The 25,198-nt window shown below is 49.8% G+C and carries 30 protein-coding genes, 1 tRNA gene and 1 pseudogene; 11 read left to right on the forward strand and 21 right to left on the reverse strand.

The window, feature by feature from the left end; translation table 11 throughout:
• Window positions 1-13: 13 nt before the first annotated feature.
• Complete coding sequence (locus JOD24_RS01915) at window positions 14-433, forward strand: hypothetical protein (RefSeq protein ID WP_380164526.1); 420 nt, start codon at window positions 14-16, stop codon at window positions 431-433.
• A 69-nt stretch (window positions 434-502) separates the two neighbouring features.
• On the opposite strand, the gene JOD24_RS01920 is transcribed toward JOD24_RS01915, so the two are convergent.
• The 3 genes from JOD24_RS01920 to JOD24_RS01930 all read right to left on the reverse strand — a co-directional run bounded on the left by JOD24_RS01920 (window position 503) and on the right by JOD24_RS01930 (window position 2,438).
• Window positions 503-958, reverse strand: coding sequence for a hypothetical protein (locus JOD24_RS01920; protein WP_429246224.1), 456 nt, complete (start codon window positions 956-958; stop codon window positions 503-505).
• 133 nt (window positions 959-1,091) lie between these two features.
• On the reverse strand, window positions 1,092-1,553 hold the full coding sequence (gene msrB, locus JOD24_RS01925; RefSeq protein ID WP_380164530.1) for a peptide-methionine (R)-S-oxide reductase MsrB: 462 nt from the start codon (window positions 1,551-1,553) through the stop codon (window positions 1,092-1,094).
• A gap of 141 nt (window positions 1,554-1,694) precedes the next feature.
• On the reverse strand, window positions 1,695-2,438 hold the full coding sequence (locus JOD24_RS01930) for an IclR family transcriptional regulator (RefSeq protein ID WP_429246225.1): 744 nt from the start codon (window positions 2,436-2,438) through the stop codon (window positions 1,695-1,697).
• Window positions 2,439-2,659: 221 nt separating this feature from the next.
• On the opposite strand from JOD24_RS01930, the gene acnA reads away from it, so the two are divergent.
• On the forward strand, window positions 2,660-5,362 hold the full coding sequence (acnA, locus tag JOD24_RS01935; RefSeq protein WP_380164534.1) for an aconitate hydratase AcnA: 2,703 nt from the start codon (window positions 2,660-2,662) through the stop codon (window positions 5,360-5,362).
• 1 nt (window position 5,363) lies between these two features.
• Window positions 5,364-5,728 (forward strand): annotated as a pseudogene (locus tag JOD24_RS01940) (VOC family protein).
• A 56-nt stretch (window positions 5,729-5,784) separates the two neighbouring features.
• On the opposite strand, the gene JOD24_RS01945 reads toward JOD24_RS01940, so the two are convergent.
• The 9 genes from JOD24_RS01945 to JOD24_RS01985 all read right to left on the reverse strand — a co-directional run bounded on the left by JOD24_RS01945 (window position 5,785) and on the right by JOD24_RS01985 (window position 13,836).
• Complete coding sequence (locus JOD24_RS01945; protein WP_380164536.1) at window positions 5,785-5,949, reverse strand: hypothetical protein; 165 nt, start codon at window positions 5,947-5,949, stop codon at window positions 5,785-5,787.
• A 93-nt stretch (window positions 5,950-6,042) separates the two neighbouring features.
• On the reverse strand, window positions 6,043-6,972 hold the full coding sequence (locus tag JOD24_RS01950) for a hypothetical protein (RefSeq protein ID WP_380164538.1): 930 nt from the start codon (window positions 6,970-6,972) through the stop codon (window positions 6,043-6,045).
• Complete coding sequence (locus tag JOD24_RS01955) at window positions 6,965-7,855, reverse strand: ABC transporter permease subunit (RefSeq protein WP_380164540.1); 891 nt, start codon at window positions 7,853-7,855, stop codon at window positions 6,965-6,967. The genes JOD24_RS01950 and JOD24_RS01955 overlap by 8 nt, the downstream gene beginning before the upstream one ends.
• Window positions 7,842-8,396, reverse strand: a complete 555-nt coding sequence (locus JOD24_RS01960) for a thioredoxin domain-containing protein (RefSeq protein ID WP_380164542.1) — start codon at window positions 8,394-8,396, stop codon at window positions 7,842-7,844. The genes JOD24_RS01955 and JOD24_RS01960 overlap by 14 nt, the downstream gene beginning before the upstream one ends.
• A 6-nt stretch (window positions 8,397-8,402) precedes the next feature.
• Window positions 8,403-8,942 carry a MauE/DoxX family redox-associated membrane protein gene (locus tag JOD24_RS01965; protein WP_380164544.1) on the reverse strand — a complete coding sequence of 180 codons (540 nt, stop codon included), beginning with the start codon at window positions 8,940-8,942 and terminating at the stop codon, window positions 8,403-8,405.
• Window positions 8,939-10,738, reverse strand: a complete 1,800-nt coding sequence (locus JOD24_RS01970; RefSeq protein ID WP_380164546.1) for an ABC transporter ATP-binding protein — start codon at window positions 10,736-10,738, stop codon at window positions 8,939-8,941. The genes JOD24_RS01965 and JOD24_RS01970 overlap by 4 nt, the downstream gene beginning before the upstream one ends.
• On the reverse strand, window positions 10,719-11,243 hold the full coding sequence (locus tag JOD24_RS01975; RefSeq protein ID WP_380164548.1) for a hypothetical protein: 525 nt from the start codon (window positions 11,241-11,243) through the stop codon (window positions 10,719-10,721). Before JOD24_RS01975 ends, JOD24_RS01970 begins: the two co-directional genes overlap by 20 nt.
• Before the next feature lie 178 nt (window positions 11,244-11,421).
• On the reverse strand, window positions 11,422-11,679 hold the full coding sequence (locus JOD24_RS01980) for a hypothetical protein (RefSeq protein WP_380164550.1): 258 nt from the start codon (window positions 11,677-11,679) through the stop codon (window positions 11,422-11,424).
• A 717-nt stretch (window positions 11,680-12,396) separates the two neighbouring features.
• Window positions 12,397-13,836, reverse strand: coding sequence for a flavin monoamine oxidase family protein (locus tag JOD24_RS01985; RefSeq protein WP_429246270.1), 1,440 nt, complete (start codon window positions 13,834-13,836; stop codon window positions 12,397-12,399).
• A gap of 234 nt (window positions 13,837-14,070) precedes the next feature.
• Here JOD24_RS01985 and JOD24_RS01990 point away from each other — a divergent pair, with 234 nt between their 5' ends.
• Window positions 14,071-14,475: an acyl-CoA thioesterase gene (locus JOD24_RS01990; RefSeq protein WP_380164552.1), complete on the forward strand. Its 405-nt coding sequence runs from the start codon at window positions 14,071-14,073 to the stop codon at window positions 14,473-14,475.
• Between the two features lie 65 nt (window positions 14,476-14,540).
• Here the strand turns inward: JOD24_RS01990 and JOD24_RS01995 are convergent, their stop codons facing one another.
• The 3 genes from JOD24_RS01995 to JOD24_RS02005 form a co-directional block, all read right to left on the reverse strand.
• Window positions 14,541-14,735, reverse strand: coding sequence for a YwbE family protein (locus JOD24_RS01995; RefSeq protein ID WP_380164618.1), 195 nt, complete (start codon window positions 14,733-14,735; stop codon window positions 14,541-14,543).
• Window positions 14,736-14,924: 189 nt separating this feature from the next.
• Window positions 14,925-15,146 (reverse strand): YdbC family protein, encoded by a 222-nt coding sequence (locus JOD24_RS02000; protein WP_429246226.1) that lies wholly within the window; start codon window positions 15,144-15,146, stop codon window positions 14,925-14,927.
• Between the two features lie 378 nt (window positions 15,147-15,524).
• Window positions 15,525-15,854 (reverse strand): hypothetical protein, encoded by a 330-nt coding sequence (locus JOD24_RS02005; RefSeq protein ID WP_429246227.1) that lies wholly within the window; start codon window positions 15,852-15,854, stop codon window positions 15,525-15,527.
• 1,132 nt (window positions 15,855-16,986) lie between these two features.
• Here JOD24_RS02005 and JOD24_RS02010 point away from each other — a divergent pair.
• From JOD24_RS02010 to JOD24_RS02025, 4 genes are all read left to right on the forward strand, one after another.
• Window positions 16,987-17,379: a SulP family inorganic anion transporter gene (locus JOD24_RS02010; RefSeq protein WP_429246228.1), complete on the forward strand. Its 393-nt coding sequence runs from the start codon at window positions 16,987-16,989 to the stop codon at window positions 17,377-17,379.
• A gap of 128 nt (window positions 17,380-17,507) precedes the next feature.
• Window positions 17,508-17,717 (forward strand): sodium-independent anion transporter, encoded by a 210-nt coding sequence (locus tag JOD24_RS02015; protein WP_429246229.1) that lies wholly within the window; start codon window positions 17,508-17,510, stop codon window positions 17,715-17,717.
• On the forward strand, window positions 17,708-17,875 hold the full coding sequence (locus JOD24_RS02020; protein ID WP_429246230.1) for a hypothetical protein: 168 nt from the start codon (window positions 17,708-17,710) through the stop codon (window positions 17,873-17,875). The genes JOD24_RS02015 and JOD24_RS02020 overlap by 10 nt, the downstream gene beginning before the upstream one ends.
• A 435-nt stretch (window positions 17,876-18,310) precedes the next feature.
• Window positions 18,311-18,634, forward strand: a complete 324-nt coding sequence (locus JOD24_RS02025) for a hypothetical protein (protein WP_429246231.1) — start codon at window positions 18,311-18,313, stop codon at window positions 18,632-18,634.
• 752 nt (window positions 18,635-19,386) lie between these two features.
• On the opposite strand, the gene trhA is transcribed toward JOD24_RS02025, so the two are convergent.
• The 3 genes from trhA to JOD24_RS02040 all read right to left on the reverse strand — a co-directional run bounded on the left by trhA (window position 19,387) and on the right by JOD24_RS02040 (window position 21,356).
• Window positions 19,387-20,043 carry a PAQR family membrane homeostasis protein TrhA gene (trhA, locus tag JOD24_RS02030; RefSeq protein ID WP_429246232.1) on the reverse strand — a complete coding sequence of 219 codons (657 nt, stop codon included), beginning with the start codon at window positions 20,041-20,043 and terminating at the stop codon, window positions 19,387-19,389.
• Between the two features lie 69 nt (window positions 20,044-20,112).
• Window positions 20,113-20,973, reverse strand: a complete 861-nt coding sequence (locus tag JOD24_RS02035; RefSeq protein WP_429246233.1) for a lipoate--protein ligase family protein — start codon at window positions 20,971-20,973, stop codon at window positions 20,113-20,115.
• Window positions 20,958-21,356: a hypothetical protein gene (locus JOD24_RS02040; RefSeq protein WP_429246234.1), complete on the reverse strand. Its 399-nt coding sequence runs from the start codon at window positions 21,354-21,356 to the stop codon at window positions 20,958-20,960. Before JOD24_RS02040 ends, JOD24_RS02035 begins: the two co-directional genes overlap by 16 nt.
• 45 nt (window positions 21,357-21,401) lie before the next feature.
• Between JOD24_RS02040 and JOD24_RS02045 the strand changes: the two genes are divergently transcribed.
• A tRNA-Asn gene (locus JOD24_RS02045) sits at window positions 21,402-21,468 on the forward strand.
• Between the two features lie 61 nt (window positions 21,469-21,529).
• Here the strand turns inward: JOD24_RS02045 and JOD24_RS02050 are convergent.
• Window positions 21,530-21,751, reverse strand: coding sequence for a hypothetical protein (locus JOD24_RS02050; RefSeq protein WP_429246235.1), 222 nt, complete (start codon window positions 21,749-21,751; stop codon window positions 21,530-21,532).
• A gap of 149 nt (window positions 21,752-21,900) precedes the next feature.
• On the reverse strand, window positions 21,901-22,905 hold the full coding sequence (locus JOD24_RS02055; RefSeq protein ID WP_429246236.1) for a metal ABC transporter substrate-binding protein: 1,005 nt from the start codon (window positions 22,903-22,905) through the stop codon (window positions 21,901-21,903).
• Window positions 22,906-23,330: 425 nt separating this feature from the next.
• Between JOD24_RS02055 and JOD24_RS02060 the strand changes: the two genes are divergently transcribed.
• Both JOD24_RS02060 and JOD24_RS02065 read left to right on the forward strand, forming a co-directional pair.
• Window positions 23,331-23,567, forward strand: coding sequence for a permease (locus JOD24_RS02060; RefSeq protein WP_429246237.1), 237 nt, complete (start codon window positions 23,331-23,333; stop codon window positions 23,565-23,567).
• A gap of 14 nt (window positions 23,568-23,581) precedes the next feature.
• Window positions 23,582-24,451, forward strand: coding sequence for a TIGR03943 family putative permease subunit (locus JOD24_RS02065; protein ID WP_380164582.1), 870 nt, complete (start codon window positions 23,582-23,584; stop codon window positions 24,449-24,451).
• Between the two features lie 120 nt (window positions 24,452-24,571).
• On the opposite strand, the gene JOD24_RS02070 is transcribed toward JOD24_RS02065, so the two are convergent.
• Complete coding sequence (locus JOD24_RS02070; protein WP_380164584.1) at window positions 24,572-25,198, reverse strand: SCO family protein; 627 nt, start codon at window positions 25,196-25,198, stop codon at window positions 24,572-24,574.

Raw genomic sequence — 25,198 nt, forward strand, 5'->3', positions numbered from 1 at the left:
AGGAGGCGACAAATTGAAAGCTAATCAGCAAATTGCAACCGAGGTGAAACCAGAACCGATCTGGAGTCCTCTGGCGGTGGGGCTGTTCTGTTTCTTTTTCAGCTTTTTGGCCGGCGGGTTGATGAATGCGATCAGCTATGGACGAGCGGGAGATCCAGAAAAGAAGAAAAAACGTTTGCAAATCCTGATTCCCGCATTTATTATTTTTTGCGTCTTGGTCATCCTGGCTCCAAACGATCTCAACATGCTTTTCAACATGTTTAACATCGCAACCATGTTCTACTTTATTTATGATCAGAAAAAGTTGTTTGAAGAGCATACGCAAAGGGGTGGGGAAAAAGCGGGAGTAGGGATTCCCTTGTTAATCGCCCTCCCCATCCTCCTCATCCTCCTCTTTTTCGTGGGGATTGCTACCATCATCTCCGTTTTATAAACGAGCGAAAGATCCACCGAAGAGGTCAATTTTTCGTTGTAAGGTCGTTTTTTTCGCTTCAGCAGAAGGTTATGTCTTGGCTTCCTCGATCAACCTTTCGGTGGCTTTAAAAACGGTATAGATGTAGTCGCCCCTCCGGCGGTCGACACTGGCCACCACCTCGGAATGGGGAGCCACGGGGTCGATCCGGGGAATGTGGAAAGAAATCATGGGCAATCCAAAAAAAGCGTAGTTGGGATCATCTAGGTGAATCGTCCATTTGCCCTTCAAATTCTTGCGGTACACCTGGCCGGTATAGCGTACCAGTGCATCCAGGGTTTCTTTGTTGGATTCCTTGAGCAGATCATCGACAGAGGGGTAGTGTTCAAGCATCCATTCTTCCAACCGTAGGAGGGACTCCGGAGTGTAATCCAGCCTCGTTTCCGGGGGTATGTGATCGATGAAACGCTCTAGGATGTCTCCCATTTCCATCAACCAAACCTGGAACTTGCCATGGTCATCCAGCTCCAACTTATCTACTCCCATTTTCTACCTCCCGCCTTTTTCAATGATTTTCACTTGAACAACCCTCATTCCAGCCCCTGGTATCCAAATCGACTGAAAAGCAGCAAGCTGTCCCGAAAATCGAGACAGCTTGTTTTTTGGATCACTTCTCTGTTCAATCTTTCTTCTCCTCTTCATCAAACAGCTTCCGGTACTCTCCATAGCCCTCTTTTTCTAGGTCTTCCTTAGGAATGAAGCGGAGGGCGGCGGAATTGATGCAATAGCGGAGGCCTTCGGGGCCGGGTCCGTCGTCGAAGACGTGGCCTAGATGGGAGTCTGCCTGCTTGCTTCGCACTTCCGTCCGGATCATCCCGTGACTGCGGTCCTGGTGCTCTCCGATGCGGGACTTGTCGATGGGCCGGGTGAAGCTGGGCCAACCACAGCCAGCATCATACTGATCTTGGGAGCTGAAGAGGGGCTCGCCGGAGACGATGTCTACATAGATGCCTTCTCGTTGGTTATCCCAGTACTCATTTTGGAAAGGGGGCTCCGTACCGCTGTTCTGGGTTACTTCAAATTGAAGGGGAGTCAGCCTCTTTTTCAAAGACTCCCGGTTGGGTTTTTGATCTGAGGTCACTCTGAATTCCTCCTTGATCTGGATTTTTTCCTGAAAGGTGTGTCTGATCCTGCCTCCGATGTTTTCGCCACGCCTCCAAGCTATGGTTTGCTTGGAAGCATCGGGTGGTTTCTTCTTTCTTTCTGTACTTACCACTTCTCGTCATCGCTTAAGCATCTTTTCCATTCGTTTTGCGGCTTTCAACACGTGGGGCACCACTTCCTCGATCCGCTCTTCCGTCAGGCGACCCACCGGCCCGGAAACAGCTAGGGATGCTTCAACTTCACCCTTGGAGCCAAAGATAGGAACAGCGACGGCGGAGGTTCCCGCCTCCCTCTCTTCCACACTAGTAGCGTAGCCTTGTTTCCGTATCTTTCTCAGTTGTTCCCTGTATGGCTCCGGATCCACGTTCTCCGGCCACTGAGGGTCCGACAAGATCTCCTCCTGAAGGGAAGGGTTGGCGAAGGCAACGAGGACTTTGCTGGCGGCTCCCACCGCCAGAGGCATGCGAGCCCCCACCGGCGCCACCCGCCGGATCGCCTGTAAACTTTCCACGGCCTGTACGCGAACCCGTTCTGTCCCATCCCGGACATAGAGACTCACTGTCTCTTCGATTTCGTCTCGGAGTCTCTCCATCCCGGGAAGAAAAAGAACTGCTGGATCATCGGAACGGGACAGATGGGCAGACAATTCCCAGATACGAAAACCCAACTTATATTTTTCCGTATCCGAATCCCGGGACAAAAACCCCTTCTCCTCCAGTGTGGCCAGCAGACGGTACACCGTACTCTTATTCAATTCGGTCAATCTGGAGATCTCAGTCAAAGACAGCTCTGGTTTCTGGATGAAACAGAGCAAAATGTCCAGTGCACGCTCAGCCGCACGCACTGTTTTTTTACCTTCCATTTGCGGGGTCCCCTTTAGTTATTCCGCTTGATGAAATTCCTTTTTATTTTTCATCCATTATAATCTGTTTTTTTTCGGGGGCAAAGGGAAATTTTCAGGCGCTTCAAGGGTATACAAAACGAAAGAACCCGTTGTATAATAGTATCGAAAAAGAAACTACGTTTCATACAACGAAACAGAACTCCTTCCACTATTCAACCCACAAAGGAGGTTGTTTACCTATGTCCAAAAAGGACCTCTACGGCGTGCGCCAAAAGTTGACCACCAGCGGTAAGGATTATGTTTACTACAGCCTGAAGGGACTGGATGAAAAAGGGGTCGGCGATATCTCCCGCCTGCCTTTCTCCATCAAAGTCCTGCTGGAAGCCGCTGTGCGTCAATACGACGGCCACTCTGTTACCAAGGAACATATCGATCAACTGGCCAATTGGACCTCACAAAAAGATAAAACGGAAGTGGCCTTCAAGCCGGCACGAATCGTGTTGCAGGACTTCACCGGCGTTCCCGCCGTTGTAGACCTGGCTGCCCTCCGTTCTGCCATGGCCCGGGTAGGAGGCGACCCGAATCGGATCAACCCGCTCATCCCTGTGGACCTGGTCATCGACCACTCGGTGATGGTAGACAAATTTGGCACCCAGGATGCACTCGCCTACAATATGGACCGGGAATTTGAGCGAAACGAAGAGCGTTACCGCCTCCTACGCTGGGCGACGGATGCCTTCGACAATTTCCGGGCTGTGCCTCCGGCCACCGGGATTGTGCACCAGGTCAACCTGGAATATCTGGCCAAAGTGGCCCAGACTCGAGAAGTGGACGGCGAAACCGAAGTTTATCCCGACTCCCTCGTGGGGACCGACTCCCACACCACGATGATCAACGGCTTGGGTGTACTCGGCTGGGGCGTCGGCGGGATCGAGGCCGAAGCCGGGATGCTGGGGCAACCGCTCTACTTCCTCACCCCAGATGTGATTGGCTTCAAATTGACCGGGCAACTGGCGGAAGGAGCTACCGCCACAGACTTGGCCCTGACGGTCACCGAGATGTTGCGCAAAAAAGGGGTCGTCGGCAAATTCGTGGAATTCTACGGCCCAGGTCTGTCCAACATCAGCCTGGCCGACCGTGCCACTGTAGCCAACATGGCTCCAGAGTATGGCGCCACCATGGGCTTTTTCCCGGTGGACGAGGAATCCCTCCAATACCTGCGTAACACCGGTCGCGACGAAGAGCTGGTGCAACTGGTCAAGGATTACTACACCGCCCAAGACATGTTCCGCACCGATGATACACCGGATCCGGTCTTCACCGACACCGTTGAACTGGATCTGGGAGATGTAAAGCCCAGCCTCGCAGGTCCCCGTCGCCCTCAAGACCGGATCGAGTTGACCCAGATGCAGGAAAACTGGAATGAAACCCTGAAAAAGCCGGTGGAAGAGGGCGGCTTCGGAGTTCAGGAAAGCGATAAAAAGGTGAAGGTCAACTACAATGGGGAAACCTTTGAACTGGGTCACGGGGATGTAGCCATCGCCGCCATCACCAGTTGCACCAACACTTCCAACCCGTCGGTGATGCTAGGTGCAGCATTGGTGGCTCACAAGGCGGTACAGAAAGGGCTGACCGTCAAGCCCTACGTAAAAACCAGCCTGACACCGGGATCCAAGGTCGTCACGGAATACCTGGAGAAATCCGGCATGTTGGATTCCTTGAACAAACTGGGCTTTACCCTGGCCGGTTACGGTTGCGCCACCTGTATCGGAAACAGTGGACCTCTACCGGAAGAGATCAGCCAGGCCATCAACGACAACGATCTGACCGTGGCCTCGGTCTTGTCTGGTAACCGGAACTTTGAAGGCCGGATCCACCCTGATGTCAAAGCCAACTATCTGGCATCTCCGCCGTTGGTGGTCGCCTACGCCCTCGCCGGCACGGTCAACATCGACTTTGACAAGGATCCCATCGGCCATGATCCCGATGGCAACCCGGTCTATTTCCATGACATCTGGCCCACCAACGAAGAAATCCGGCAGACCGTGGCTGCGTCGATGAACGCGGATCAATTCCGGAAACAGTATGCTAGTGTCTTCGATGCCAACGAACGTTGGAACCAGATGGATACGCCTGAGGGAGAGCTCTACGAGTGGGACGAAGCCTCCACCTATATTCAGGAGCCGCCCTTCTTCACAGACCTGTCTCCTGAAGTGGAATCGATCCAGGAAATCAAAGGAGCCCGTGCCATGGCTCTGCTGAAGGACTCTGTGACCACGGACCATATCTCTCCCGCCGGCGCCATCGCTCCCAGCAGTCCCGCTGGACAGTACCTGAAGGAGCACGGTGTGCAACCCCGGGACTTCAACTCCTACGGCTCTCGTCGGGGGAACGACCGCATCATGACCCGGGGTACCTTCGCCAACATCCGCATCCGCAACCAGATGGTTCCGGGAACGGAAGGCGGCTTCACCAAGTACGTACCCTCTGGGGAAACGATGCCCATCTATGATGCGGCTATGAAATACAAGGAAGAAGACACCCCGCTGGTGGTTCTCGCCGGGAAAGAATACGGTACTGGCAGCTCCCGAGACTGGGCCGCCAAAGGGACCAACCTCCTCGGTGTCAAAGCCGTGATCGCGGAGAGCTTCGAGCGGATTCACCGCAGCAACCTGGTCGGCATGGGCGTGCTCCCGCTGCAATTTGAAGAAGGGAACAGCTGGCAATCCCTCGGCCTGAACGGTGAAGAAACCTTCGACATCGAAGGGCTGAACGATGAGGTGCAACCCTTCCAAAAAGTGAAGGTGACCGCCACCAAAGCCGATGGTTCCCAGATAGAATTCCAAGGGATCGTCCGTCTCGACAGCCAGGTGGATATCGAGTACTATCGCAACGGCGGGATCCTGCAGACGGTTCTGCGTCAGATCCTGAACAACCGTTAAGGTGAAGCTTCTCCGCATTCACCATCACAGATCACCATCCCCCGAGGGGCAGAAGCGGAGGCCCGGCATTTTTACTGTGATGTGATGAGACTCACAGAGATTCCCAAGCCTGACAGTTTAAACGGTCGGGGCGGATTCTGGCTCCGACTCGGGGATGTGGAGATCCACGTCGGAACCGAAGACGGGATGGACCGCAACCGAACCAAAGCCCATCTCGCCTATCAAGTGGAGGATCTGGAATCCTAGCGTCGCCGTCTGACGGAACAGGGCGCCGCCATCCTGGACTCCATCCCCATCCCGGGCTTTGACCGCTTCGAACTGCGAGACCCCTTCGGCAACCGGTTGGAATGGATAGAGAAAAAATAACCAAAACCCCCTCGCCTGGATCGCGAGGGGGTTTTATAAAGTATAACTCTCGAAAATTAGCATCCGCACTTTTTAAATATCAGGTTACCGGTGTGGACCAACTCAAACATCGCCCAATCATTGTTACATCTTTTGTCTTTCGCACAATGAACTTCCCCTTGAGTTCCTACTTCTCCTTGAGAGTGAAATCCGGTCAATTTAGCAAAAAAACCATCCAACATTTACATAACCTCCTTAATATTCATCACTATCTAACAATATACTAAAAAAAGAACTATAGTCAACATTATTTTCTATAATTGGATTGTATTAGTTTATATATAGGGGTATTGACTATAATTCCTGCGAACCTTTTTCTCTATGGCTGATAAAAGCAAATACCAAGCCGCCAACAACAGCAGATATCCTCCTAAGGGACAAAGGATTAACCAATCGTGGTTCGCCATCAAAGCGGCCCTTTCCTGGGCAACCAAGCCCATGGTTTCAAAAGAGCGGGATACATAGTCCAACCCGCCGGGAGACTCCTTCTTAATTGAACCTCCAAGGAACAGGCCGAGAACACTTAATTGGCCGATCAAGTTGAGAGTGGAAATCATATTCTTAAGAAAGAGTAGCAATATATCCTCTTTTAGAAAAGGGAGGATATGCTTGCGAATGAGCCATTGACGTGGTGCCCCTAGATGGAGAGAAGCCACAAATGACAACCTCTCTTTCAGTTCTTCCGTTCTCTGCTGTATGGCAGAAGCAACGGGCCCAATCCCCATCACCACCAGGATGATGCTCTGAAACAAGATCAAGTAGAGGATGGGCACAGGGGTGTTGGTCCCCAATCCATACAAAAGGAAATACAAAACAATGATCACTGGAATACTGCCCAATCCCCCCATCAGCTGATGAGAGACCAGCGGACGACGTCCCGACAGCCCCATCCAGCAACCCAGGCAGACACCGAACAGCAACTGAAAAAAAACGATGAATACAGGCACAAAGACCGTGTATTTCAATCCATATAGATACAACGTCAAAAGATCCCGGCCGTAACGATCCGTGCCAAACCAGTGCTCCTGGGATGGAGGAGCAGGAGCAACCGTCACCTCTGTGCTTCCATTGACATTTTTGAACTCCACCGCCCGCTCCTCATTGGGTGTATATGGGGTAAGAGTCGGACCGACACAGGCCAGCAGGACGAAGATCGCCAGCATGCCTCCCCCGATCCATACACCTATTTTCCATGATTTAATCATGAACCAACCTCTTTCCGATCAGCCACAATAAGAGTTGCATCCATCCATAGGCCATCCAATAGATCAGGATCAGGCAGATCAAGGTTTTTGCCATCAGCGGGTAATGATAAACCTGAGTGTCGAGAAACTGGGTGATTCCCGGTGAATTAAACCAATACTCAATGATGAGCAGATTTCCCAGCAGTGTGGCATTTAGATGGTGTAGCTGACCTCGAACCGACGGGAGAAGATTCCGAAAGACATGATGGATATAGATCTGGGTCCGATTCAGCCCTTTGGATTTCGCCGTGCGGATAAAATCCTCCGTAAGTATCTGTTGCATTCTTCCGGAAATAAATTGTACCAAGTAAACCAAGGGCACCAAAGTCATAGTAATCATCGGTAAAACCCATGCTACATTTTCATAGACAGAGGCCACCTCCAATACTAACACGCCGCTCTTTCGGTAGATCCCAATCACGATAAACTGTAATAGGATGGCGAGCACAAAGTCCGGGACGACCCCTAAGAAACCTATCACCGATTTGGGCCACCCGTTAACTTTTGCCAAAATCATCCCCAGTGGCACTCCCACCAATAAAACCAAAGTCCCGGCACTCCCTAGTGTGAAAGCCGAAAATGCAAACATTTCTTCAAAGTTCCTGTAAGTAGTGAAATCCTGAACCCACCCTGGGAGCGGTGCATCCTTTCCTGTCAAAAACTGAAAAATCGCCTCCACGCCTGGCTTCCAAGTAAAGGAGATGGATTCCCCTTCCACCGTAAAAAACAAGGGGAAGGCAGCCAAGAACAGCGCCACCCCAAACAAGGTGATCACAAGCAACAAGTACTTCCACACTCGGCTATAGACAGATACTCTTGTCATATTCGTTTCAAGAGGCGGCAATCGGATGTTCCCCTCCCAACAGTTGAAGTAACTCCTCGGGATCGGAAATAGGAGTCCCTTTTTCAACCAAGCCCTGGTTATTCACAGATATAGCAAAGGGATATCGATTCACTTGAAAGTGTCTTTCCATTTGGGATGACACCAGGTAATAAGCCCATGCAGGAATCAGGTCAGGTTGTTTGGCAGGGGTCTCCGAATCACGGTTGTAAATGATCACCAGATTCAGCCCTCGCTCTGCCCAGCCCTCTTTATTTAATTCCGTCAGAAGTTCCTTGCATTGTTCACACCCTTCTCTAGCAAACAGGAGCAAAACCCTTTGCCGAGTATAAAGCTTTTCAAATGGAACCAAATTTTCTTTATTATCCAACACATGAAAAACAGGAGCTGGCTTTCCGATCACAGTGGACGCTGCTTTTAAATGCACGGTCTCCAGCTTCTTCATAAATTCTCCGACCCAACGGGCTAATAGGTAGATCAGAAACAATTCCGCCAACACGATAAACATCGTACATAATAAGATGATCTTATAACCTGTCTCCACTCTGGATCACCTGCCTTCAGATATCAGATGGTCAAGTTGGTTACGAACTCGAACCCATTCGCTGATCACAGCTATAATCAACAAAAGGGTAGCGGAAACCAGCCAGATCCCCACCGTTAACCATCCATCACTGATCCCATGTACCTTGGAGGTAAAAGAGAGAAATACCACTGCAGTAATCAAGAGTAGATTACGAACCACCAGCCCATAGTGTAATCTTTCGTTTTCCAGGACCCCACCACAACCACAAGCCAAATCTCTTCTTCCGCGAAGCAAATTGATCCCGATCGCTAGGGTATAAATCAACAGTAGAATCGTTGCTAGAATTCCATTGAAAGGACGCCAACCGACTAGTAAAGCTGAAAATGCGATTACGGCTTCGTTGATCAGGAAAAAAAGCAGGGAAATCGAAATGACTTTTGCAGGTAGGATTTTATAGGATGCCATCGTTTGTTTATGTTCCTTCCAATGGATGATCTTACTAATGAATGTGGTGACAAAAAGCAAAGCGAAGGTCATCCCTAATATCTCAAGTATCAAGTTCAAACCCTTTCCACCTCTTCTTTTTGCTTATACCATTTACTTTGAGTTCGATACATTTTTTTATATATTCCGTTCTGCAGGAGCAACTCCTCATGAGTCCCTCTCTCCACGATTTGTCCTTCTTTCATCACCAAAATCATATCGGCTAAGGAAGCCGCTCCCAAGCGGTGCGTAATAAATAAAATCGCTTTCTGATTGTTTTCCCGAAAGAGATCTTCAATGATTTCCATCTCCGCACGGGGATCTAAAGCTGAAGTCGGCTCGTCCAAGATCATCAAATCACTGTTCCGATATAAAGCTCTGGACAAAGCGATTTTTTGCCATTGTCCTCCAGACAATTCATCGCTTCCTGCAAAAAATTTGCCAAGCATCGTTTCATATTGATAGGGTAACTGGGTCAGATAGGAATCAATTCCCGTAGATTTCGCCGCACGCTGGATTTCGGCTATATCATTTAACTTTTTGACATTACCAAAGCCGATATTCTCTCTGGCTGTGAAATTGTATTGAATGTAATCTTGAAATAAGACAGAGATGCGTTTTCTATAGGATTCTGTTTTGATATTCGTCAAAGGTTGGCCATTGATTTGAATCATCGATGGGGCCGTTTCATATAATCCCGCCAAACATTTGATCAACGTGGTTTTACCACAACCGTTCTCACCGATCAAAGCAACTTTTTGCCCTTTCCGAATGCGAAAGCTAATATCCTTTAATACCGGAAGCAATTGACCATTGTATTGAAAACTGAGGTTTTCCACGGAAAGTTCTTTGATTTCGTCTAGATCACAAGACTTCTCATTCTGCTCCGATTCTTTAATGAGGAAAAATGATCTTAAGTCTTCCATATATAGACTGTCCTCATAAAATTGGGACAGTGTCCTCGTACTCTCGGTCAAGCTGCTTTGAACACTCTGGATCCCCTGCAATATCGATACAAAGTCCCCTACCTTGATCCGCCCAGCAAAAATAAAAGAGGCGACCAGGAATCCAGAGACGATATATGTAAGTGTTAGAATGCACTCACCTACGAACAACCAAAAATTTTGTCTCCGCAACAACCGAATATTTTCTTTTGCATCTAAATCAAAGACATCCTCCCATTCCTTAATCAAGTGTTTCCCCAAGCCAAACATATGGACTTCTTTTAAAGTTTCACGGGTGTTCAACAAGTGGGAAAGATACATTTCCTTTCTGCGAAAGGGGGTTAAAAAATGTACCATTTTGTATCGACGTCTTCCAAAACGAAGATCAATCAGAAGCATCGGGATGGAGCAGATCAAGAGAATGACCCCTAAGCCCCAATGAATCCCTACAATGTATAATAAAACCGAAACCAAGGTCACGAGTCCGCCACCAAAGTGGATCGCTTTCTTGGTCAGCTCCATGACTTTAAATTGACTGTTCGTGACCCGTTGATAATGATCGTAAAATTGGGGGTTTTCAAAAGTTAAATAAGGAATCCGACTTACCTTGTTTAGTACGTCCTTTTCCAATCGTCGGCCGACTGCCTTCTCCAACTTCAAGTCATTTACTTCAGAAAGCAACTTCAACAATTGCCCTGATATTAGAGCCATCATCTGAGTGAGGAAAATCAGAACAAACGAAGTCCAATCCCTTGTATCCTCTTGCATGAGATAAACAAGTTCATTAATTAATTCTTTCATCAGCCAAATACTTGCCAAGGGGATCAAGGCGAGCATCAGGCGATAAGAGATGGAAACCAGGAAATATCTTTTATGTGCTTTCCAAACGAATTGGAGTGAAAACCAAACGGAACTAATTATTTTTTTTACCATATTTTTTCCTCAGCACACCTAAAATAGTATGGGGATGGGGTTCACAAACCCTTACTTTCATTCCTTTATCCAACAAAATATATGCAGGAGCAAATTCCAATTCCAGAGAATCTAACACACGATCCTCTATTGTAGCGTAGTTCAAATCGCCACCATACAGATCCATGTATTGTCGAACGGAATCCTTTTGCGAATCTCTAAACACAATATGGATCGGAATGATTTCCAAATCCTTCACATACTTCATAAAGCGATTCAAAGAGGGGATACAATGGGGACATTGTTGATCCACGATCACCCAGATCTCCCCTTTTCCATTGCGTTCCACCACCTGAGAAGGGTTTAGGTAAGTCAGTGGAACATGGGTTAGTTTCATTCCAGCAGGTAAAGCGGATTGAAAGATTTGCTCAGTCCTTTTTAGTTTACGAGACAGAAAAAACAATACATAACCATACCCAGCGATACACAAAGCAAGGACAGACCAACAGACTACGATGAAATACATGCTTCCACTCCGATCTAGCCCTTATTTCGTATGTATACTATAACTAGTGTAATTGATCCGAAAAATATTTCAATACAATTTGGGCAATATTTTTATAAGTATTGCGTTGATTGCTCTTAATCAGACCCCTCAAAAAAAAGAAACCCTGCAGCGGGTTTCCTCTCCCATGCATTCAAAACTATTTTCCCACCGGCACCCGCTTCAGCAGTACTCCTTCAGCCCTGCGAATCCGTTCTTCAATCTCCTGTAAAGGAAACTTTTGCTCCTCCAGCAAATGCATTCCGGCCAACATCTCCCCCACCCGGCACAGATTGTCCACTGCCGTTCTCAACTCAGCCGAGGAGTGATCCCCCTTGGATACTGTCACCTGTATGTGCAGTTTGGTGAGACTTCGCCGAATTCTTTTCACCCGTTGTTGTTCCGCGATGGTTAACATCCTTCGTCCCCCTTCCTCTATCAACATATGTCAGCCACCCCAAGACTCAGAACCCGCAGCGGAATGGCTGGAATCCATCTGGGGACGAACCCCTTAGAATGGAGTTTCTCATTCCGCATCAGAAAGAACCGACGGATTAGGCTGCTCGACTCGGTTAGCTGTCGGCGACAGAGGGGGAAATTCACCTTCGTTACTGAGCAGGTACGCACATTTCACCCAGAGAGAAAAAACAATTATTGGATGGAGTCTCTTAGTTCTCTAGGGCATGTCTGGTGCTGCAAGTGAGAAAAAATTTACCCTCCAGCAGGGCTGTTGATGAACCATAAAGTGGATGACGGGAACGAAAGGACCCTATCGTTCTTCCCATTGTCTCCATCGTAAAATATGGCTTGAGGGGACGGGGAGGGTGGGAGGGCTCCGATCTCTTGCAAAGAACGCATAGCGAGACCCGGGAGCGGAAAGCGACCCTGGCGAGACTTGTGCCCTATAGGTGCAAAGGCTCTTCACCGTCCCACCATCCCGGCCTGATTTCCTACCTAACATTTGGCTAATCAACACGCCTGACCCTCCAGATCTGTCCTGCCAGTGGAGCGAAAACATCGAAGGTGGGTGGGGTTTCACATGTAGTTTTCGTTGTTCTTGCTAGCCAAAATCACTCCATGTGTGAAACCCCGTCCCGACCGGCTTCGTCCTAAATACGGATTTACCATGCACACCCTAGTCTTGAGAGTTTTCCCCATTCACCTCCATCGCCACCCGGATCCCAGATTCAATGGCACCCTCGATCCAGCTCGGGGTGGAAGATGTGTGCTCCCCGGCGAAATGAACTCTCCCCTCGGGAGTGGAGAGAAAGGGATAGAGTTGGGTGTACTGAAGCGGTTTATACAGGGAGAAAGCTCCCGCACTCCAAGGATGGCGAGTCCAGCTGAAGGAAGACCCGGTGACAAACTCTCGATAAACCTGGGAACCATATAGCTGAGCGAAATTTTCCAAGGCACGCAAGATCCGTTCATCCGCTGACAAGCCGTCCCAGGGGGCCGCATCATCCTCCCAGGTGTAGCTGGCCAAAACCACTCCGGGACCCTTGCTTCCGATGCCGTGATTGGGATAGAAGGCGAAACGGATCGGAAGATCCGTCACTGCTTTTCCCCCTCGGTGGCCTTCTTGCTCCCAGAACCGGCTCTTGAATTGAAGTCCGGTTTTGACGGAGGGAACATAGTGGAGCTCTCGGATGGCCTTCCATTTGTTATGGGAGAAGGAAGTTCGGGGCTCCACTTCCACCCAGCGTAGGGCAGAGAAAGGAATGGTTACGATGGCGGTGTCCCCCTCATACTGCTCCAATTTACCGGTCTTTTGATTTCGGGTAAAAATCATCACACGCTTCGTCTCCTGACGAATCTTCACCATCTGTCGTCGCAACCGGATCTCATTTTTCAATTGGGGCCAAAACGCTTCCGGCAGTCGCTCAAAACCACCGGAGATCTCGTAGAACCGTAACTGGGGATCCAAAAAGAGAGCCAGGATTTCCAGGATTCCTAAAAAGGAATTTTCCGCCAACCCCTCCAAGTCCCAAAACACCTTGATCATTTCCACCGCCCCTGGAGACAATATAGCTCCCCACGGATTGTTTCGAAGGTAGGTATCCATGGAGTAGCTATCCATCTCCCGGATCAACTGTCTCTTTCCCTCCAGGGGCAAACGGTGGTAAAGAGAAAGGAACGGCCAAAGAGCTCTTTGCAACAATGTGCCGGAATCTTTCCCTCTCTCCTGAGGCCACAGCGGATAATGGAGAACATCCGGGTGCCGCTCATACTCCCATTGCCGGATGCGGACCCCGTTGACAAAGATCAGATCCATAGGTGTCTCATTGCGGAAGGGAGTGACCGACAAGCCCCATTTCCGTAAATACTCAAACACCAACTCATGGCTCTCCGGAATGCGCATCGCTCCCGCCTCCATATACTGACCCTCCGTGAAAGGGGAGTGGATGGTTCGAATCCGGCCGCCGATCCGCTCGGAAGCTTCCAAAACCTTTACATGATGTCCCGCATCCTTCAGAAGAGAGGCCGCCACTAGGCCTGCGATTCCCGCTCCCACGATGACTACCTTTTGAGGAGGATCGGTTCGGGTCAAACCCAACCGAATGATCTGGACCATCTCCCCATTCTCTAATTCTCCCAATGAAATCTTTCCCTCCCCGCCCAAGGTCTGTGGAGCCGAAGTGTATTTCCTCCCTCGTTCTGACCTTATGCAGGGGAATGGGTCTGAAGAAATAGACAAGGGAGAGGAGATCCATTTCAAACCGGCTCCAGGAGAATGACTCACTTATCGAGAAGAGATCATCGGGGGAGGTTACTCCCGTCCCATCATCATTTGAAGGAGGAGCAACCAATGCCGTTATCCACTACACTTCAAGTTCGCTTCAATGAATGCGATGGCCTAGGTCATGTGAACAATGCCGTTTATTATAACTACATGGAAACCGCACGGATCGAGCTGTTTCAGATGCTGGATCCCGAAATGGACCTGAAGGATTGGAAACTGATCGTGGCTTCCACCAGTTGCGAATACAAGGCGCAAGCCTCCTTTGCTCAGTGGCTGAAAGTGACCACAGAAGTGGAACGAATCGGTAAGAGCAGCTTTACCGTTCTGCACCGGATTTCGGATCTAAAAACCGATGAGGATATCGCCGTCGGGCGAGCGGTTTTAGTCCATTATAGTTACCACGAACAGAAGAGTCTGCCCTTGACACCGGAGATGAAAAGATCTCTCCAGTCCATCGCTCTGCCACAATGAAAAGGAAGAAAGCAAAACGAAGGGGTGTCTGTGAGCCCCTTCGTTTTATTTCAATATCAAGATTTCTAATCCAGGATCTCCTGAACCCGCCCCACCTGTCCGTCTTCCAATCGTACCTTGATCCCGTGGGGATGGGTGGGGGATTTGGTCAAGATCTCTCTCACCACGCCACGAGTCCGCCGCCCCGTTCGTTGGTCCGCCTTCAACACAATATCCACTCGTTGACCTGGTCGGATCTCACTCCGTTTTCGTCCGTCGATCCGATTCACCTCCCTGACGTTCTCCAAATGAGAAGAGGCCGCAGACCGACTGGCCCAGCGGCAGACTACTTGCGACACCCCTTCACATTCCAGAAAGCCTCAGATTCAACGTAACATCTATTCCTCTTGTCCTTTCCACCCTGGATCCTAGAGACGGATCGGGTCTGTCGGGTTCTTAGCCAGAATATCTCACAACTCCATCCTGTTCAACAGATTCCGCAGCTGTCTCAACTCCTCCACCGTCAGAGTCACCCCTTTGCCCATCCGTTCATGATCGGAAGACCAGCTACGCAGGTCATACTTGGGTTCACGCCCATTCCAACTGATCCAATTCAGCTCTTTCTTCCATCCCTTGGTATTTTCCGAGAGGGTACCGACGGTTTGGCGGATCTCATGCGAGGGTGAGGACATACTTTTCCCTCCCAACCAGAATATACGTTCGTTCAGGGCTGTTGATTAACCAGAAAATGGGCGGCGGAAGGGAGTCGTGTGCTGCCAAAGCGACCTTTGCCATCCTACCCAGCGGAGAATCTGGAGGGAGGGCGTTTAGGGGCAACATCTTCCCTGTGTTGCTTCCGTAAGGCTTTGCCCCTGCCCGATCGGAAGATTTGGAGCGGCCAGTTTTCACTTCCTTGCCGGATGGCAACGGTCGCGTGGGTGAACACGATCTCCCCACCCAAAATATGGCTAATCAACACGCCTGACGTTCGTTGTCTATCATATCGTGGCTACCGGATGGGGACAACCGGTTGGGGAAGCCCTTACGTAATTGAGATCAGGGCTTTCTTTTTATGATTTCTTTCTCCCCATCTGATGAATCCAGAGAGAACAGCCCAGGACGAATCCAATCACAGCAGGTGTGAACCGGTCCACCCCCTGTCTAAAAGGAACCCATTGTTCCCACCCGTAGGGGACCCCAGCGAAGATTAGAAAGAGGAGAGCCAGTCGGATCACCCGCCCTCCCTTTCCCTTGCCGGGAATGAAACTCACTGCAACCGCCACGGCATAACAGAACAGATAGACCGGTTTCAAGACGATGGCCCCAGCCGCGTCCAAAACACCCAAGACCACCGCACTCGCCGCCAACAAATAGATGAGGACCGAATCAAACTGCTTCATGAAATCCCCCTTTCCCGTAAGTCGATCCGATTATATCAAAACTCCAACAGGTTCATGCCGAGATCTCCTCTGAATCCAAGTACTTCGATCCCCCCGCCGACAAGAGAAACATCGCCCAGTGGAAGGACTAAGAAACAGACGATGCGGTTTGGATGGATTGCATCAAAAACCCTTTCAAAAATTACGTCACTGACCGTCTCTCGGAAGATGAATTGTGGAGTGGAAACCGGTTGTAAACTCTCATCTCAACTGGCAGAGCCAGTTGAGAGCCTCACTTTCCCTAATCATTAATGACGATAAAAATTTAGTACCTTGTGGGAATATACAGAATCAGATTCTTCCATTACACTAGAAATATTATCATCTCCGCACATTAAAAGAGGTGGAGCAGATGCAAGTGGAACAGTTTCTGCAGGAACGGAATCTGACTTCGCAAGAGTTTAGACAGGACGTTCTCCGTTATTTGGAACAGGGATTAACCATGGAAGATATTGCATTGATTTATCAAATTAAGCTTATACACCTACTTCAATACACTCGAATCCTGGGCGTTTTTAAAATTTCTAGATCTGCTTCCAATTCCCATACTTAATCACTGACGGCCGTGGAAAGCGCCTCCACTCCCTTCGACGGGGGCCCTCGCAAAACGAAGATCAAGCACCTGAAATTCCTTGAAAGGAAGTGTTTCTGATCGCACACTTTGGGAAGGACAAGCGTAATCTTCGACAGGGAGTTCAGGAAACCGATCGTCAGAAACCGTCTGCCGTCCCCGTGGATCCATTTAAATCCCGGGATGTAAATGAAGAAACACCTGTGTGGAAACAGCGAGAACGACTCCGCAAAAGACCTTCCTTTGGTAACGTCAAGTAAATCACCGTTAATTCCTCAAATACACCTGTGTTTCCGTCAGGAAACAAACCCGCCGTTTATCGAAAGCCATAAAGTTAAAAGCCCACAGCTCAGAATCCCCCGGCAAGGGGGATTCTTCTCTTTTTGATGTGCAGCCGACCCCCTCATTTGCTTTGCTGTGTCGGATATAAGATTTAATTATAGTAAACAGATGCTCTTTCTTTTTTTTATCATTACTGTTATATATCAATATCCTACAGGAGATGACACCATTTGTTGGCAGATGAACAGTTTCATCGCTATCAGCTCCCTAAGGCATCATTCCAACCGGGAACTCATCGGACAGGGTGTGGCCAACCTAGTAACACCTCTGCTGGGAGGAATTCCGGCGACAGGAGCCATCGCCAGAACGGCAACCAATATTCGGAGTGGAGCTGTCAGCCCTCTTTCTGGAGTATTTCACAGTCTTTTTGTGCTAATCATCTTATTGGTGTTCGCTCCCTTCGCCTCCTACATTCCCCTGGCGAGCATGGCACCCATCCTGATGGTCGTCGCCTGGAACATGAGTGAGCAAAAATCCTTTATGCATATTTTGAAATTACGTTCCGGTGACTCACTGGTCCTTGTCACTACCTTTCTGCTGACCATCTTCGTCAATTTGACAGTAGCGGTATAAGTCGGCTTGTTACTTGCCATGATCTCATTTATCAAACGGATGGGTAATCAACTGGAAGTGGAGAAAGTACTCCCGGATCAACGCCATGGGGAACAAGTGTCTCCTCATCCGGTGAATGCCGGCCGCCATTGCCCCCAGTTATCCATCTACACTATAGAGGGACCCCCCTCTTTTTTGGAGCAGCCGATCGGTTTGAACGTACACTCACCCGCTCGATCCATCACCGGCCCAAAGTCCTGTTGTTGTGCATGCGCCTGGTCTCTTTGATCGATGCCACCGGAGAGGCCCATCTCTCCACCCTCGTATCCGATTTCCAACAGAGGGAGGGGTGGTCCTGATCTCCGGGATTCGGAAACAACCGCTGGAAATGTTGAAAAAGAGCGGTCTGTATGGCAAAGTCGACCCGGAACACTTTTTTCCCCATACGGGAATGGCTCTACGTCACGGTCTCACCTTAATCAATCGGCAGTTCCTGCCGCCACTCTGCTTTCCGTGAGTGCGAGGGGTGGCACAATAGCAAGGAAACCAACAGAGAAATGGCCGGTTCCTGATTAACGGACCGATTTCAGCAGCTCCCGTCCGGCTTTTCTTCTTCCACCATTTCCAAGACTTTGCCGGAGGGGAAAGAGCTCTACCCCCTCCCTAAACAAAGGGAGATGGGTCAACGAAAAGAGATCCCTCCCCGCCTCAACTCCTCCCAGACAACCATCTCCGGCACCAACATGGCCACCATAACCCGCCACCACCGCACGGACTGGATCAAAAATTTCCTCCCGCATCAGGAGCGAGGTACTTACAACGAGACTTGTACTCCCATAAGCTCACAAAGACTATTCACCACTCCCTCTTCTTGGTACATCAACAGCTCTGAATTAAGGTATATGTATTGTGATCCTGAAATGGTAAGATAATGAAAAAGGGGTGGATTATTTTGAGATCTCGGAAAACGATGATATACAGCGGAGCGTTGTTGATGATCGTTGCCGTTGTGGTCTGGATCCAAGATGATTCTTCCTCTGAAGAGGTACCACCCGTTATGATCCAGTATCAAGGGGAGACCTATTACTCCAAGGATTTTTTCTTCCAAACCGATGGCTATCCCACTCCTGATGCGAGGGATACCGGGGAAAAAGCCAACTCAGATGTTGGAATGCTTGCTGATGGCAGGATCTTCAAAGACTTGAAAACAGGGGAGTTGTTCGTTGAAGACAAAAGTGTCAAGCCCTCGCGTTGGATCCTTTACAGTAAAAAATAAGGCAGAGCAGTGTTGATTAGCTTATTTTAGGCAGGAAATGGGAGGGTGAAGAGCCTTTGCACCCATAGGGCACAAGTCTCGCCAGGGTCGCTTTCCGCTCCCGGGTCTCGCTATGCGTTCTTTGCAAGAGATCGTAGCCGTCCCACCCTCCCCGTTCCCTCCAAGCCATATTTTACGATGGGGGCAATAGGAAGAGCGAAAGGGTCAATTTTGTTTCCTCCACCCACATTATGGTTAACCAACAGTCCTGAAGGCAGAGCTTTCTCCCCCCAGGGCTGTTGATTAACCAGAAAATGGGCGGTGGAAGGGAGTCGTGTGCTGCCAAAACGACCTTTGCGCCACGGGCACTACAATCTCGATGAGCTGAAGCTCTAGATGAAGGTAGCCATCCTACCCAGCGGAGAAGTCTTACGAGAGGGCGTTTAGGGGCAACATTCCTCCTTGTGTTGCTTCCGTAAGGCTTTGCCCCTGCCCGATCGGAAGATTTGGAGCGGCAGTCATTACTTCCTTGCTGGATGGCAACGGTCGCGTGGGTGAACACGATCTCCCTACCCAAATTATGGATAATCAACACGCCTGTTCTCCCCCATCGAAGGACTGACGTTTTAGCAGGCAGTTCTGATTTCCGGCCTGGCCCACCCCTTTCCCCTGTGGCTGGGAGTAGCGTTGTTCACCTTGTGGGCTGCCACTGACCCATGGATTGTGAAAACCCGGCCTGAGTAGAGCAGGCCGGGTTTTGGCATAAGTTTCGATCATTGGACTCCCATGGGAAGTATATAAGCCACCATCATCGCAAAGTGAAGGCCGGTTCCGGCCATGATGAACAGATGAAACACTTCGTGAAAACCAAACCGATTGGGGAAAAAATCGCACCATTTCGTCGCGTAAATCACCGCCCCTAGAGTATAGGCGACACCACCTGCCACCATCAACACCAGCGCTCCCACAGGCAGGTGATGGACCAATTGGACCAGGGGAATGAGCGCAATCCAGCCCAAGGTGACATAGAAGGCGGTGGATACATAACGTGGAGCGTGGATAAACCAGATCTTCAGGATCATCCCGATCAAGGCGAGTACCCAAACCGCTGTCAGCATCACCCACTTCCAGGCTCCTTCCAAGCCGTAATAAAAAACCGGTGTATAGGAACCGGCGATCAGCAGATAGATCGCAATATGATCCAGTTTTTTCAGGATCATCTCTTTTTCGGGGGTGGTCCGCACCCAATGATATAGGGAACTGGCCCCATAGAGAAGGATTACACTGACCCCATAAATCGTCATGGTAACCAGAGCGGAAAGCTGTTCACGACTGAGAAGAATCAGGAACACCAGTCCGACAATCCCAGCCAGAAACGTGACAAAATGCGTCCAGGTATTCACCGGTTCTCTCATCTTCCACCATTTCACAGGGCACACCCCTTTATCAAAGTTACTCTCGATTATACAACGAATGCCGGATCTTGTCCCCCTCGCTCATTAAGACCGATCTCCATAGAATGCCGGCAAAGACCGCTCCAAGTACGTTCTGGCAGCTATTCGCTCTTTCTCCGTGGGCAGCTCTTGTTTTCTCACTCCGGTCCAATCCCCGATCACTTCCAACAGTCCCTCCGCCGCCCCTGATTCGATCTCATTCGGGGAGGAGGAAACCAAAGAAGCGAGGGTGGCCACGGTATCCAGATACACCGGGCGGGTTCCCTCTGCCATCTCATAAAAAGCATTCAGGGCGGACACCGCCTGCTCCCGGTCGATCCGAGTGAGAAGAGTGGCATGGGCTAGAATATAGCCTGGCCGCTGGGATCTCAGTCCCGCCGGACCGCCCTTCCAAATCTGGGAGGTGCCGACGATCTTTTTTCCCCGTACCACTACATTGTAACGGCCGTCACAAAATGAACCCGGCACTTCCCCGAAGTACGGTTCCAGAGCGAATCTATTTTCTAACATCCGGATCAGAGGCGCCCCTAACAACCGATAGATATCGTCGATATTCCACTTCATCTCCTTCGGTCGGGGCAAAAAGAGGGACAGGTTCAACGTACCAGGGCCATGTGGAACGGCGGTACCTCCGCTCTGCCGAACATAGACCGGCCAGTCCACCTCTTTCATCATCTGGGCCGCTTTTACGGCCTGCAATGTCCGCAAATCCTTTTTGGCCACCACCAACGCCTGGGGCCCCTGCCAGATCCGAATTGTCGCCGGCGCCTCCCCTTGGGCCACACTGGCTCCAATCGCCTCTTCCATGGCATAAGAAAGGGAGCCCTCCCCCTTCGGTTCATACAGAACCCTCCAGGGTGTGACTTCCCGAAACCGAGCTTCCGCTTGTCTCAAAAGATCATCCATCTTTCCCATCCCTCCGTACCGATCCCATCCTGTCCATTATAACCGATGATCGACGAGTGCGGCGGGATCGGCTGAGCCAAAAAGGTTCCCCGCTGACATGTTCCTGTAACAGTTTGTTCCTGAATCAAGAAAGAATCTCGCTTCCTCCGCCGCAAAAAACCGGACTTGACAAGGATTTCTCCCCTTTCAAAGCTTGTGTTACAAAAGATTAAACGTCCATTACAAATCCCCACATAATCACTATTTCCCTTGTGAAGAGAGTATAATGAATTTACCAAAACAAATAGGGGGCATATACCATGAGCCACACAGCCGTCGGTCTGTTCAACGCCTTTCTTCTCAGCATTCCCTGCTGGTTCGGAATTGTTTTCGTTCTGCGCCATCTGATCTGACTCCCCCACGTCGGCAAGCATGGTGTGGACCACTGGGTGGATGTAGTTTAACGGCAGAATGCCGGCATTGCCGGTGGAACAGGTTCAACTCCTGTCATCCGCCTGACATGAAACGGGGCTGTCTCCGAAGGGAGGCAGCCCCGTTTCCACTTTTGAAACAAGTGTCACTCCTGATTCTTCAATTCCTCCAACACCCGCCCCAACAAAAGCGTCTCTTGTTGATAATAACGGGTGCTCCAGCCCTTCCGCTCCCCTTCGGCCAATTTCCTTTTCAATTCTTGATACCGCCGTTCAATACAGGAAAGGGCTGCACGCCACTCCTCATCGGCTAGATTCATCTCCACTTTCATCCCATCTACTCCCCCCAATCCTCCTTGTCTTACCATGATATGACTCCAAACCTGTCCAATTGACCACATCGGTTCAACCAATGAAAAAGCAGGGTCTACTTGCGACCCTGCCAAGTGGGACAGATCGGGATATCAGGAAGGATGGAAGATGATTTTGCAATATCATCCAATGAGGGGAAGGATCCCTATTTGGTTTCCAGGGCTTTTCCCAAATGGTCCGCATTCTTCTCCATGAGGGTGAAATAGTCTTCTCCCTGGGACTGTTCCTGTTGAGTCAGCCCTTCCAGGGTATGGATCGTCAGGGGATCGGTTCCCACTTCTTTCTGCACGGTTTTGGCCACTTTACTGCTGACCAGAGTCTCAAACAGAATGTACTTCACCTGGTGTTCTCGTGCCGTCTTTACGATTTCACGCAATTTCTTGGGGCTGGGTTCTTCGGAGGGGGACAGTCCTGAAATCGGGATCTGATTCAGCCCATAGCGATCTGCAAGGTACCCGAAAGCAGCATGGGAGACGATAAAGGATTTACCTTTCGCCTTTTTCACCGTCTCCTTTAAGCTTTGGTCGATATCCTCCAGACGTTGGGCCAGCTGTTCATAATTCTGTTCGTAGTCCTCCTGATGCTTCGGGTCTTCCTTCACCAGTGCATCCTTGATGTGGGCCGCTTGTTGTTTGGCACGGATCGGATCCAGCCACACATGGGGATCATGATCTCCATGGGCATGCCCTTCATGCCCATGTTCATGTCCGTGTTCCTCATGCCCATGTTTCTCATGCCCATGTTCGTGTTCCCCATGTTCATGTCCGTGTTCATGAGTTGATTTCAGTAGTGGAATACCCTTGGATGTATTGACGAGCAAGGTCTTTTCCTTCAGGCTGCCTTTTACCTTGTCCACCCAACCTTCCATCCCGATCCCGTTATACAAAAACACTTGGGAGTCGGCCATTTTGGCCACATCTTTCGGTGTCGGTTCAAAATCGTGAGCATCGACTCCCGGGGGTACCAGATTGGTAACTGAGACATGGTCTCCCCCAATCTGTTCCGCAAAAAAAGCGAGAGGATACATACTTGCAGATATTTTCAGTTTCCCTTTCTCCGCACTGGGTTCTGTTTTCCCGCCCCCACAGCCGGAAACAACCAATACAAACATAATAAACAAGATTCCCATCCGAAAGGGCCATCGGTTCATCCACTCTCCACCTCCATAAAAGATTCTGGTGCTATTGCGGGAGGTGCAACGGTCGCCTGGGATCGCGCACGACTCCCTTTCCCTGTTCCTCAACCCCTTGGGGTGCTTTTATATTATAACGGGGATATCCTCGGTTGTAAATCATAATTATTACGATTTAAAACTTACCTATAACCGGAGTCGATTGATTATATACTCCATTACAATCAGATAAAACGTAACTATTTCTAATCAGAAGTCATACTGATCTCCCCCCTCGAATAGACTTGTCTAAAAAAACGGGAGGGTTTGTATGGTTCGCTGGCTTCGAGAATGGTCCGCTGAAATTGCGGGTTTTGCTATTCTTACCCTATTCCTTTGGATAACACAAGGAAGAACCGATCCCTTGAATCAACTGAGGCTTCCTTTCCCTCTGCAGGTTCCGTTTGGCCTTTGGATTATCCCTCTGTGTATCTGCTGATGCTTTTGTGGCAGCTTCCTTTCGCAGTGTGATGCCATCCGCCCCCGTACTGGCTTTTCTGGTTTTTGGCCCCATCATGGACCTGAAGAACTTGCTGATGATGGCCGAAAACTTCCGTCCGAAGGTGGTCAGAATGATGTTCGTGGGTACTTTTGTCCTGACTCTGGTAGCGGTCGAACTTTGGAAGACTTTTGGATTCTGAGAGGAGGAAGAAACATGGGGGCTTTTACCCGAGCATGGATCTGTTTTTCCATTGCTCTGATGCTGACCATCCTGGTCATCACTGGGGAACTTCGATTCTATATCAACCCTCGCCTTCAACTGTTCACCATCTTTGGAATCGTGGTTCTATTGTTGCTTGGAATGGTCCAACTTTGGAACCTGCGGGTTCCACCCCAGCATTCAACGGGAGCCATCGGATATCTTCTCCTGCTGTCCCCATTCCTAATCTTCCTTTTAATACGCCCTGGGGCATTGGACGCCTCCATGGCAGCCCACAAGGGAGGCATCTATGTTCCTTCCAAGTCATTGGGACGGGAACAACATGTACTGAACCGGGAAGGGGCAACCGCCCGAAAAGAAGGAAAAAGTCTAAATCAAGGAAACAGCGATTCCCCTTCCACCAAAAAAGAAACGGATAGCACCACGACAAAACCCTCTGCTTCCACCGGCGAGGAAAATTCATATTATGCGAAAATCCTTCAGGATCTAGTCTCTTCCCCTATGATCACGCTGGGGGAACAAACTTATCTGGATCGATTAACCACCATTGAGGTACATCATAACCGAGAATTAAAGGGAAAAAAGATTCGGGTCCACGGCTTTGTTTACCGGACGAGAGACTTGCCCAACGGAGTTATCCTCGTCTCCCGGTACGCGATCACCTGCTGTGTAGCAGACGCCAGCGTGATCGGTATCGCGGCAACCTTTCCCGGAGCGGATCAGGTCAAGGACGGAACCTGGATTGAAGTGGAAGGGACGCTGCAATCCCGAGAATTGCAACATCACGCCACGCCACTGGTAAATGCCAACTCCTTCAAACCTATTCCCACCCCCAAAGACCCCTACATATACGCCAATTACTAAAATCTTGACTCAGGTGGTAGAGACTTATTTTTTCCCAACCATCGATGCAAATCTCACCCCTGAGCACTGTAGCAAAAATACCTCCCCGTATTTCATGGGAGGTATTTCACTTGGTTCCTCTCACTGCATGGACCGCACATCCCGGATGATTTGCTCGTAGTCCGGCTGGATTCCGTTATAAGCCGACATCACCTTGCCTCTTCCATCCACCAGATAAAAACGGGAGGAATGGCTGATCACGGGCTCTTCCTCTTCTCCCACCTCCGTCTTGCGTGAAATCGGGGAGTCGAAAGCTGTCTGCAGGAATCGATGCATCACCGGTTCGCTCGAGGCAGTGAGGAATTTCCAGTTTGCGAAATCAACCCGCATATTCTTCCCGTACCTTTCCATAATGGCAGGGGAGTCATAGAGTGGATCCAAGCTGAATGAGACCAGTTGTACCGTGAGATCTTCTTTTTTTAACCGTTCCTGCAAGCGGACCATATTAGCTGTCATCGGTGAACCGATATTGGGACATCGGGTGTAGATCATATCTGCAATCCACACTCTCCCTTTCAGATCCTTCAATCCATAATCCTTTCCTTGCTGGTCGGTGAAGGTGAACTCAGGTATGGGGGAACTGAGGGCCCCTATGGAATCGGAAGAATAGGATGGAGGATCCGGGTTCCATCGGATCCACCCTACAACTACCAAAAGCAACGCCACCAATCCCAATATCTTCGTTCTTCTTCCCCAAAAATTCTTCAT

Origin of the sequence: Kroppenstedtia sanguinis, from assembly GCF_050433445.1 — a bacterium.
In the GTDB taxonomy this organism is placed as follows: Bacteria; Bacillota; Bacilli; order Thermoactinomycetales; family DSM-45169; genus Kroppenstedtia; species Kroppenstedtia sanguinis.